This is a genomic window from Spiroplasma turonicum (assembly GCF_001262715.1).
In the GTDB taxonomy this organism is placed as follows: domain Bacteria; phylum Bacillota_I; class Bacilli_A; order Mycoplasmatales; family Mycoplasmataceae; genus Spiroplasma_A; species Spiroplasma_A turonicum.
This window is the reverse complement of the sequence record NZ_CP012328.1, coordinates 457,019-468,899: the sequence shown is the minus strand read 5'-3', so window position 1 is coordinate 468,899 and position 11,881 is coordinate 457,019. Positions and strand designations below refer to the sequence as shown.

Genomic DNA, 11,881 nt, shown 5'->3' with positions numbered 1-11,881 from the left:
ACACCTATTCTATTGTAAAACCTTGAACTGTAAAACGATATTCAATATTGAAATCATCGCAAGTACTATAATCAGACATTTTGTTTGTAACTGTAATTTTATATGTGACTTTTTGGTTTCATTCGTTAGTTTTGTTAGCTGCTGTAACTTCAAATTTAAAAGTTGAAGTTACATTTAATGAGCTTTTATTACTACAAAATCCTCAACTTCGAGTTCTATAAGCTATTGGCATATCTTTAAAAAGGTTATTATAATCTAATTCTTTTTGATAACTTCCATTTTCTAATAAATTTCTTATTGGTACATCAAATAATGAACCATTTTCACCTTTATATGATTTACCTGTAACTCCACTTCCTCCTGTTGAAGTAAATTTAGATAATGAAATAATACCTTTTAATTTAATTGATGCAAATTCATCTATTTTTGAAGCTTCTTCTAAGTTTATTGGCACTAAATAGTCAAAACTAAATACTTGTGGTCCCAATGTTTTACCATCAAGAGTATCATAATCATCATAAATTCTTGTTCCTACTAATGGTGATGAAGTAATTGAAGATTGAGTTATACTCTCAAGATTACTTACAAATTTTGTATTAGAAATATTATTTATTTTTGTGTTTTTACCTTCACTATCAAAATCAGTGTCAAAAGTGAATTTAACGCTATTAATGTATTTAAATGATTCTTCTTTTGCTTCAACAATGACAGATTTATAATTTATGTCTTTTAATTCAACATTATCATTGTCTAAAGGTAAATTATTATTTTCAGATGAGATTTTTTGCATTATTTCTGATTTAGAAGTTCAATAAAATTTACCAATATCAGTTTTACTAAATTTATCTTTAACATCTGCTCTTTGTACATTAAAAGTTGGGTTTACAGCACCACCATAATCTTTAATTTTTAAATTAAATGATGATTTAATAAAGATATCAGTTTTTGAATGATTTTGATAATTTATATTTTCAATATCAAATAAGTCATCATCTTTTAATTCATTTAAAAGCTTATTTTTTGATTTAATTTGTTTTATTATTAAAGATTTAGGGTCTGGTTTATTGTAATCAGTTATTGAACCTAAATCAAGAACAGGCATAATACCTTGTATATTAGTACATTTATAAGTTATTTTAACAGTTGAGTCTAGTGCTGTTCCTACTAGTTTGACTTCAGTTTTTGTTAAACCTAAATCTTCTGATAAAACTAAACTTACACCTTTATTTGCATTCAAGTAATTTTTTAACATAGGATTTTTTTCAATGATAGTATCAATAACCACTTCTTCTGAAACTTTATTTATTTCTTCTAAATTATCTTCTGGAATAAGTACTTTTAAATTACTAATTGCATAATTTAAATCTGAGTAATTTTTAGCTATTTTATCATCTCTTAATTGTACTCTGACACTATTGTAGTCTAAAGTATCTTTGTTGACTATTAAATTATCTGCAACACTTTCTAAAACAACATAACTATCATTACCTGAGTTAGCTTCTTTAATTCCTTTTCTTACTTCTTCATCTTTAATGACATCTAAATTACCAATAAAACGATTCAATATTAATCCATCAAGAGTAACTAATTCATATGTGATGTCTTGTGAAAAACTTGGAATTGAATTTTTATCATCTTGATCATAATCTGATGATACTAAGCTTGCCTCATTTAGATTTTTGTATTTTACACTAAAAAATTCAGATAAATCAAGCCCATTAAATACTGGATTTAAAAGTTTAAATTTGTTAAAAATAGATTTATTATCAAGTTTTGATATTTGTCCAAGGTTTTTATCTTTAATTAATTTTTCAATATTTTTTAGTCTGTATTTTACATCAACATAACCAACAAAACCTTCTATTGATATTCGAGCTTTATTAATTGTTATTGATTTTAAATAAAAATCATCATTTGACAGTCCATTAAATTGACTTACTTTATAATTTTGTTTTATAAACTTTTGTTTTATAAAAGTACCAATAATATCATCATTATTTTTGATTGTATTCAATTCAATAGTACCAAGATTTTCAACTATATCATCTTTTAGATCATCTAATGAATAGAAACCTTGATTACCATTATTATTTTTATCATTAACTTCTTGTGTTTGGTTTGGGTTCTTATTTATTAAACTATTATTATATTGACTAATTATAAAATAAAGAGGAACAACTAATATGGTGATAGTAAGTATTAATAAAAAACTTAATTTAGTTAACTTTTTCAATATATCACCTTCCATTAAATATAATATACTATATAAAACAATAATATTAATGGATAAATATTAGTAATAAATTATTTTTATAGTGTAAAAATGTTTTTAAAAATAAAAAAAATGGTTTTTAACCATATTTTTTGTTTTGATTTTGTTTGTAAATACGTTTCTCTTTTTTACTTAAGTGATATTCACGTCTTCTTGCTTCAGATTTATTAGCTGCAGCTACTTTTTGGAAACGTTTAAGAGCTTTCTCTATGGGCTCCCCTTCTTTTACAACGATGCTTGCCATTTAATATTCAACTCCAATTCATATTGATTATAATTTATGTTTTTTAATCTGTCTATATATTTTTGTAAAAAAAATAAAAAAATTAGTCGAATATAAATAAATATACATAATTAGGGTATAAAATAGCAATATCATTAAAGGAGATTAGTATGAAAAGGATTAATTTGATAATTACTGGTGGTATAGCTGCAAGTAAATCTAGAATTTTATACGAATTATTACAAGAAAAATATAAAGTAAATGTAATATTAACTAAAAACGCTAAAAAATTTGTGGATTTTAAAGATATAGACACATATAGTGATATTTTTGATAAAGATTTTTATTATGATAATCACCATTATGCAGAACATATTAAACTGGCATTTAATAGTGATTTAAATGTTATTTATCCAGCAACTTATAATTATATTGGAAAAATTGCTTCAGGTATAAGTGATGATTTAGCGACATTATTATTTGCAGTATGTGATTTTGATTGTTTAGTTTTTCCTAGCATGAATACTAATATGTATTTAAATGATATATTAGAAAAGAATAAAAAAATATTAACAAGTTTATCAAAAGTATATTGATATGAACCTAAATATGGAAAACTTGCAAGTGGAGATTATGGCATTGGAAGAGCATACGAACCATTAGAAGTAATAGATTTTGTTGACAATTATTTTAAAACATTTAATAAACTGTCAAATAAAAACATATTAATAAATTTTGGAAGAACAAAAAGTTACATTGATAAAGTTAGATATATCACAAATGCTAGTAGTGGTAAAATGGGTTTAAACTTGATGAACGCATTAAAAAATAAATGTAATAATTTAATAAGTGTTTTTGGAGATACTGAATATAAACCAATAATTAATGAATCTAATATTCATGTTAATACTAATGTTGAAATGCTTGAAGAAATGAAAAAGCATTTTAATAATTCTGATATAGTGATTTGTGCAGGAGCTTTAACTGATTTCGAAGTTGAAAATTATGTTGATAAAAAAATCGAAAAAAGAGTTGATGGTAATTTTGAAAAATTAAATTTAAAAGAATCCATAGATGTTTTAAAGGAGCTTTCAAAAATTAAAACTAATCAAATACTAGTTGGATTTTCACTTGCAAATACATTTGATAAAGAAAAAGCTCTAATTAAGCTAAAAGAAAAAAGATTAGATTTACTTGTTATTAACTTAATTGATGCATTAAATTCAGATTATAATGAAATCAAGATTTTAACAAAAAATGAAGAACTTTATGAATATGAAAAAATGAAAAAAGATAAAGTAGTAATAAAAATTTTAGAAAAAATAAACGATATTATTTAATGGAGGTTTTATTAACTTCATTTATAATATCGTTTTTTATATTTTTCTTCTTTAAAAACTTTAAATAAAAATAAGTAAGTAAAAATATTGAACCTGAAGCAATTATGCCTAAAATGGGTAAAATTCATATATTTGTTTGTTGATTATTTAATGTTGGTAATATACCACTCAGTGTAAAGTCAAATAATCCTGTGGAAAATAATGTACCTACTTTCACCTTAAATAATGATGTTAGCATTGCAAATAACCCATTAAATGGTGCATAAATTGCAAAAAAGAATAAAGGCATTGTATAACAAAACATGTATTCAACTGGTTCAGTTATACCTAATAGAAATGCTGTTAAAGAAGCTGTGATATAAACACCTAATTCTTTTCTTCTTTCTCCTTTTTTTTCAAATAATAATATTGTAAATGCAATGGTTGGTAAAGTGAACATTGAATTAATAAAGCCACCAGTTATAAATCTTGAAAATCTTAACCCAACATTTCAACAATCTTGGATTGAAATATAATTATTAGTTAAAGCAGCATAAGATAGAAATTGATCACCTTCAATCTTTGAAAATTCATCAAAAGCATTTTTTCAATTACTCTCTATATCAAATAGGTTATTTATCTCAGAACCTCAATTAGTTTTTAAATAATCTATATAATCATTGAAATTTGTAAATTGTTGAATACTTGATTTAATTGCATCAATAGTATTATCTGATAAGTTAGGATTAGTTCTAAAAATATATTCTGCTAATAATGGTAATTCGTAGTCTGAAACATTGCCCCCAATAGAACTATATCACATTGGTGCTTGTCATAATAAACTTGTCCCAAATGGAATTAACATTCTTTGTATAGTTCTAAAAATAAATGCATCTAGCCCAATTGGTGATTTTGAAACGGCCTTTCCAAGTCACATCATAGCATAACCTATAATTGGTCAAATAATTATAAATAATGCAGCTAATAAAATTGAAACTATTGGTGTTAATAAAATTACAAATTTTTCTTTTGCAAAAAATGACAAGCTTTTAATTAAGTTTTGATCTTTAAATTTATTGTAAACCATTACAATTATAGAACCAATTGCAATTCCACCTACAACTCCAGTATTAAAAGTTTTAATATCACCAAACATAAACTTAGTAAGAAAAATTTTTTCTTCTAAATTATTTCAAAATCATATATTAAATCTATTAGCTGATGTAGAAATTATGAAAACAGATATAAAAATATTAAATACAAAATAAGCAATTATTCCACTATAAACAGCTGCACCTTTATTTGAAGTAAATCCAATAATAATAGCTAAGCAAAATCATAAACCAATATTTGAAAATAATATTTTTCCAAAGTTTTTAAATAGATCACCTGCTAAATTATTTTCAAATAAAGAACCAATTGAATAAAACAATCCAAAAATTGGCATTAATATAATTACAAAACCAAAAGAAGAAGAAAGTTTTTGTAAAAAATTTTTCATCCTTTTTTTAGTGTTTTCATTTAATGTGAAAATATTTTTTAATTTAGTTTTATTATTTTTCATTTTAATCACAATATAATGTTACATAAAAAAAATAATATTTAAAATATTATTTTTATTCATTATTGTCATCATTGTTTAATAATTTTTTATCTTTTAAATTGGCTTTTATTTTTATGTTTGTCATAACCTCAAAAGCTTTTTGCTTTGATGATAAAAAATTATTAATAACATAAGCTTTTCATTTTTTTTCTAAAATAATAAACGAGGTTTCATACTTTTGTTTATCACGTTTCAAAATTTTATTTGTATTCTCTACTGATTTTTTTCTGTGTATTTCTATCGATCTTAACTCATCTACTTTAAGATTTCTTTTTAATTGAATAAGTTCTTCTTCAATTAATTTTTTATCATTTTCAATTTGTTCAAGTTTTCGATCTTTTGCTTTAGACTTTTTCTTAATTTTCTTAATAATTCTTTCTTTTTTGTCATCTTCATGCTTTTTAGATATGTAAATATTCTTATCAATTGTTAAATCTTTTATTTTTTTTAAATCACCATCTAAATTAACTTCTTTATTTTCATTTTCAATAACATCATTTTTATTATTAAAGTATAAAAAGTCAAAACTTTGGTTGTTAGTTTTTAAATTTTTTTTTTGTTCAAAATTAGGTACATCAAAAAAAGTTTTTAAATCAATATTCAAAGTATTAGTGTTAGTATTTTTCATAGATTCTTTTATTTGTAAGAATATACCACTATGATTTTGTTGATTATCACTAATATTTTGATTATTTACATCACCATCTATTATACTGTCTGGAATATCTAAAATATTTGTATAGGTGTTTCTAGCATTTATAATTTCATTGATTCTAGATATAGTTTTTTTGATGTACATTTTTATTTTTTCAATTTTTTCAACATCATCTGAGTTTTTATTTTCTAAATATAATAGTTTCGCTTTTCTTAATTTAGATTTTTCTAAACTAATTGCATTTTCAATTCTAGTTTTTTGATTTGATATTTTTCTTAATAATTCTCTTTTATTAACTTCTTCACTTGATAGATCATTTTTTATCATCATTGCATCTCTAAAATTTAAGTTTTCAAGAGTTTGTTCTGAATCAATATTATTATTTAAATGGTTATTTATTCTTTTTTCTTCAAGATCCTTTTTCATAAATATTTGTTGTATTCTTAACAAATTGGATTTTACTTTTGTTATATTTAGTTCTTGTTTAAGATTTAAGACTCCTCCACCACGTTTAATATTTTCATAATGACTTTCTAATGTATCATTTTGTATTTCGATAAGCCTTGCTATGTATCTACCGATATTTTCTTTTGTTTCATCACTAGCTTTTGAAAATTCAGCAGTTATTAAATTAATTGTAGTTGGATTAATACTTAATTTTACCAAATCATTAATCCTTTTTCTTATCGGAGCTGGTAAATTAAATGTAGGTATTTCTGATCTAGTTATCTTCATAAAAAAGGCACCTCTTGAATAGATATTTTATTTATTATACCAAAAACACTACTTAAATGAAATAGGCCTTATTTATTTACTTAAATATTATTTTAATTATTAGCAATTAGAGTTTCTAATGCTAACTCAACCATTGTATTAACATTATTTTCTCTATCCTTAGAACTCAATCCTTCTCTATTTTCTTTATTAACAACAACTGTTAAAATAGACAAAGCCTTTTTTTTAAAATAGTTAGAACAAGCATATAATGAGTAAGTTTCCATATCACTACATAAAATATTTAAATTAGATCAAGTTTTTTCTTTGTAGTATTCTGGTTCTACATTTTTTAAAGTATATAGTCCATCAGTACATACTGTTGGTCCTATATGCAAATTTAAGCTTAACGCTTTAGATACCTCAAAAGCTTTATTTAAAAGTTTGAAATCAGCGGTTGGGCTATAGTGTCAATCAGCTGGTATATTAAAATGTGTTTGTATATTTGAATCTGTTGAAGCAGCCATTGAAATTACAATATCATTTATTTTAGTGTTATCTAAATAACTACCAGCTGTCCCTATTCTTATTATTGAATCTACATTATAATATCCAAATAGTTCTCATGCATAAATCAACATCGAAGGCATTCCCATTCCAGAAGCAGTTACAGATATTTTTTTATTTTTATAAAGTCCAGTATATACATCAATTCCTCTTACTGAAGAAACTTTTTCTACATTAGTTAAATAATTATCTACTATTCATTTACATCTTTCTGGATCTCCTGGCATAAGAACATTCTTAGCTATTTGATTTTTTTCAGCATTATTGTGTGGTGTTGGCATAAATATCTCCTATCCTTTATATAGATTATATAATTAATACAATTAAACTTAATATATAGTTGTATAAAATTTATTTATCTATTAGTCTTAATGAATGGCACTCCAACAGCCATCGGTGGTGAAGATTTCTTTGCAAATATAACCATTGTAATTATTGATAACAAAAATGGAAATGCCTGTAATAATGACTTATTAGTAGATAAAAAATCATTTATATTCAATAAAGGCAATATATTTGATAAAGAAAAAAATACAGAGAATAAAAAGCTAAATAATAGGATATATTTGATTCTTCATTGTCCCACTACTAATATTGTTAAACCTAAATATCCATACCCATTGACAGTACCATAAAAACTTGAAGAATTATAAATCATTACAAAAAAACATCCCGCTAAACCAGCAAGTAAACCTGAAAATAATATTGCAATATATCTATATTTATTTACATTAATACCAACAACATCTAGAGTACTTGGATTTTCACCAGCTGCAATATGTCTTTTACCAACTGTTGTATAGCTAAAATATATTCCAACAACAAATGTTATTATAATAGCTAATATAAAATAAATTGTAAGAAAATTTTCTTGTCCTCAACCTATTAAAGTATATCCAGAATTTATTCTACCCATAGATGAGATGTTTTTTGATGATGCAAAATAAAGTCCTATTCCTTGTGAAAATAAATTTATTGCAGTACCTGAAATTATTTGATTTGCTTTTAATGTAATTGAAGCAAATGCATGTAATAAAGAAAATAATGAAGCACATATAATTGCCACTAATATTGCTATAAATTGTGTTAAATTATTATTCATAGTTTTACCAACTATACAAAAAATTAATGCTCCAATAGTCATAAAACCATCAATTCCAACATTAATCACACCAGCTCTTTCAGAAATCAACCCAGATATTGAAGATATTAAAAAGATTGTGAAAAAGCCTAATAAAGTAGAAACTATAAGATAAAAGTTATCAAGCATACTTATTAAATACCTCCTTTTTCAAATCAAAAAATTTGATTTTTTCATCTTCAATCATTTTTTTGTAGTTATCATTTTTTTTATCTAATTTTAATATATTTTTTTTAAAAATATTTATTTGATAAGTTTTAATATAAGTTTTCAATTGAGTTAATGCTTCTTTATATGATTTAAAATTATTATTTTTTGTTTTTTTATAGTTTTTAATAAGTTCGTTGTAATTTTTTAACAAAGTTTCTTTATAAAGTTTCTTATTATCTTTTTTATTTAAAGATGAGCTATTTTTAATTTTCAATAAATTTTCAAAAAAATCATTATTAATTTTATTATTATTTTGCTTATACAATGATTTAATTGCTAAAATTGAATTATTTTTATATTCATTTAAACTATTAATCTTTAAATCACTAATTTCACTTTTTATAGTTTTAATTTTCTTACTTAACAAATGTAAATCGTGCAAAGTTGTATCACTTTTTTTCTTAAATAAGTCTTTTTGATTAGTTTTATAATTCTTTAAGATAATTTTTTTATCTTTTATTAATTTTCTAAGATAAATATCATTATATTTAATAATATTGTCATTAATTCATCTTATAAATTCTATCTTATAGAATATTATATATATTGCTGCTGAATAAGTAATCAAACCAAATACTAATGTTGAAGTTTGATTTGATAAATTAACAAACTGTGGTGTTGATTGAGCAGCTTTGAATCCAACTTGGAATATAGCTCAAAGAAATGATACAAATGGTATACCAAGAAAATTATTAAAAGCAATAAGTGCAATAGCGATAGCATCATAACCTAATGTAGGTATATTGTCTGTTTGAATTGATTGACTATATGCTACTCCAAAATAATAAATAAACCCACCCATGCTCATTAATATTCCTTGCGCAATAGTTATTATTAAAATATAAAGTTTTTCATTGATACCTGCATATTTAGAAGCAGTTGGAGAACTACCTACAGCCTTATATCTAAAACCTCACTTTGTAAAGTATAAAATTAGCGATATACATGTACCTGATAATATAACTAATAGAACTGGTAATAATCAAACTATACCAAATAATGATAATCAATTGTAGTTTAATCCTGGGGATGTATTGCCTCAATGATCACCATTTATATTAATAACTCATTTTAATAAAAAATAAGTTACATAATTTAAAAGAATAGTAGTTGCAACTTCGTGAATATTAAAAAAGACTTTTAAAAGACCAGATAATGCCGAAATAATTGTTCCCATTAAAATAAAACAAATAAAAACTAAAATGACATTAATTTTATTTACTTCTCCAAATGTTATTCCATTTTTATCAGCTATTGATTGAATTATTAATATAGTAAACATTAATCCAAACAATGCTTGACCAGATCCTCCCATATTAAATATTCCAACTTTAAAACCAAGAGCTAGTCCAAAACCTAATAAAGAGTATATAGAGAAATATAAAATAACTTTTTCTATATTTGACATTATTCCAAACTTTTGAAAATTAAAAGCTTTTGAAATAGAAACCCCTAAAAATGAAAACCCATTAAATCCACTAACAAAAATAAAAAATATAGCTAGTAATAATCCAAAAACTATTGCAAAAAAAGATGTTTTTAAACACTTAAGTTTTGAGTTTATAGAATTACCTTGAAAAAAGTTTTTTATTTTCTCCAAAAAAATGTAGGTATTATTTTTTACATTCATAACTAATTATTTCCCATCATCATTTTTCCAATTAAATCATAATTTATTTTATTACCAACTAATTCACCTACAACATTTCCTGAATTAATAACAATAACCCTATCAGATAAATTTATAATTTCAGAAAGTTCATAACTTATTAATAAAATTGCTTTATTTTTCTTTTTAGCTTCAATAATTTGTGAGTGAATAAATTCTATTGAACCTACATCAAGTCCTCTTGTTGGTTGATATATTAATATGAAGTCACTTTCTCTTGATAATTCTCTTCCTATTATAAGTTTTTGCTGGTTTCCACCAGATAAACTTCTAGTAATTGCATATCCACCATTAGAATCTCTAACGTCATATTTATTTATAATTTTTAAGCCACGTTTTTTTATTTCATATTTATTAATTATACCAAGTTTATTTGAGAATGGTTTTTCTCCAATATCTTGAAGCACACTATTTTCTAAAACATTAAAATCTAAAATTAAACCATGTTTTTGTCTATCTAGTGGTATATGTGACATTTTATAAGTATGAAACCTTGAATAAATTGATTTGTCATTAATTTTAATGTTTTTTATAAATATTTCTCCTGATTTAACTTTTTGAAGACCTGAAATTACATTTGCTAGTTCTGATTGCCCATTTCCTTCCACACCAGCTATTCCAAGAATTTCACCAGCTTTAATATCTAAAGAAAAGTTTTTTAATGCTTGAATTTTTTTATTGTTTATACTAGTTACATTAATATTGTTAATTTTTAATACTTGTTCTTCACCTTTAAAGTTATGAGTGTTTTTTATTACTTTTAAATTTCTACCTACCATTTTAACAGATAAATCATCAATAGATACTTCATTCATATTATAAGTTCCAACTATTTCACCTTTTCGTATTACAGTCGCTCTATCCGCTACTTTTTCAATTTCTTTCATCTTATGTGAAATTAAAATAATTGTTTTTCCATTATTTTTTAAAGTTTTTAAAACATTTAAAAACCCTTCTATTTCTAATGGTGTTAAAACAGCAGTTGGTTCATCAAAGATTAGTATTTCAGAATCTCTATATAATAATTTTAAAATTTCAGCTTTTTGTAATTCTCCTACAGAAGCGTTTTTAGCTAGTTTATTTAAATTTAGAGTTAAGTCATTTTCTTTCATTATTATGCTAATTTTTTTTATTATTTGTTTTTTATTATTAAAAAGTTTTAATTTTTTAATTTCAGCACCTAGTGAGATATTTTCTCATAATTTAAATATTTCAACAAAATGAAAATGTTGATGCACCATACCTATTTTTAAACTATTTGCAACTATTGGGTTTGAAATATTTTGTTGTATACCATTTATTTTAATTTCTCCAAATGTTGGTTCATAAATACCAAAAAGAACAGACAATAAAGTTGATTTTCCAGCACCATTTTCACCAACTAATGCATGAACTTCTCCTTTTAAAACTGAGAAATTTACATTTTTATTAGCATAAGTTTTCTCATTAAATTTCATTGAAATATTTAACATTTCAACTGCTAATTCTTTACTCATTACAAACCTTTC

General features: G+C 23.4%; 9 protein-coding genes. 1 reads left to right on the top strand and 8 read right to left on the bottom strand.

Annotated elements, in window-relative coordinates; translation table 4 throughout:
* Nucleotides 1-4: 4 nt before the first annotated feature.
* Together STURON_RS02195 and rpsU are read right to left on the bottom strand one after the other, a co-directional pair.
* Nucleotides 5-2,233 (bottom strand): hypothetical protein, encoded by a 2,229-nt coding sequence (locus STURON_RS02195; RefSeq protein ID WP_075048248.1) that lies wholly within the window; start codon nt 2,231-2,233, stop codon nt 5-7.
* A gap of 118 nt (nt 2,234-2,351) precedes the next feature.
* The gene (gene rpsU, locus STURON_RS02190) at nt 2,352-2,516 is read right to left on the bottom strand and encodes a 30S ribosomal protein S21 (RefSeq protein ID WP_075048247.1); all 165 of its coding nucleotides are present in this window, start codon (nt 2,514-2,516) and stop codon (nt 2,352-2,354) included.
* Between the two features lie 149 nt (nt 2,517-2,665).
* On the opposite strand from rpsU, the gene coaBC reads away from it, so the two are divergent.
* Nucleotides 2,666-3,835: a bifunctional phosphopantothenoylcysteine decarboxylase/phosphopantothenate--cysteine ligase CoaBC gene (gene coaBC / locus STURON_RS02185; protein WP_075048246.1), complete on the top strand. Its 1,170-nt coding sequence runs from the start codon at nt 2,666-2,668 to the stop codon at nt 3,833-3,835.
* Here coaBC and STURON_RS02180 read toward each other — a convergent pair.
* The 6 genes from STURON_RS02180 to STURON_RS02155 all read right to left on the bottom strand — a co-directional run bounded on the left by STURON_RS02180 (nt 3,828) and on the right by STURON_RS02155 (nt 11,869).
* The gene (locus STURON_RS02180) at nt 3,828-5,378 is read right to left on the bottom strand and encodes a PTS transporter subunit EIIC (RefSeq protein ID WP_075048245.1); all 1,551 of its coding nucleotides are present in this window, start codon (nt 5,376-5,378) and stop codon (nt 3,828-3,830) included. The two genes, coaBC and STURON_RS02180, sit on opposite strands and share 8 nt — an antisense overlap.
* 52 nt (nt 5,379-5,430) lie before the next feature.
* Entirely contained in the window at nt 5,431-6,807 is a 1,377-nt protein-coding gene (locus tag STURON_RS02175; protein ID WP_075048244.1) for a hypothetical protein, read from the bottom strand.
* A 92-nt stretch (nt 6,808-6,899) separates the two neighbouring features.
* Nucleotides 6,900-7,634: a purine-nucleoside phosphorylase gene (locus STURON_RS02170; RefSeq protein ID WP_082236174.1), complete on the bottom strand. Its 735-nt coding sequence runs from the start codon at nt 7,632-7,634 to the stop codon at nt 6,900-6,902.
* 74 nt (nt 7,635-7,708) lie between these two features.
* Complete coding sequence (locus STURON_RS02165; protein WP_075048242.1) at nt 7,709-8,623, bottom strand: ABC transporter permease; 915 nt, start codon at nt 8,621-8,623, stop codon at nt 7,709-7,711.
* Nucleotides 8,613-10,334, bottom strand: a complete 1,722-nt coding sequence (locus STURON_RS02160) for an ABC transporter permease (RefSeq protein ID WP_075048241.1) — start codon at nt 10,332-10,334, stop codon at nt 8,613-8,615. The genes STURON_RS02165 and STURON_RS02160 overlap by 11 nt, the downstream gene beginning before the upstream one ends.
* Nucleotides 10,335-10,336: 2 nt before the next feature.
* Nucleotides 10,337-11,869, bottom strand: a complete 1,533-nt coding sequence (locus tag STURON_RS02155; RefSeq protein ID WP_075048240.1) for an ABC transporter ATP-binding protein — start codon at nt 11,867-11,869, stop codon at nt 10,337-10,339.
* Between the last annotated feature and the right edge of the window lie 12 nt (nt 11,870-11,881).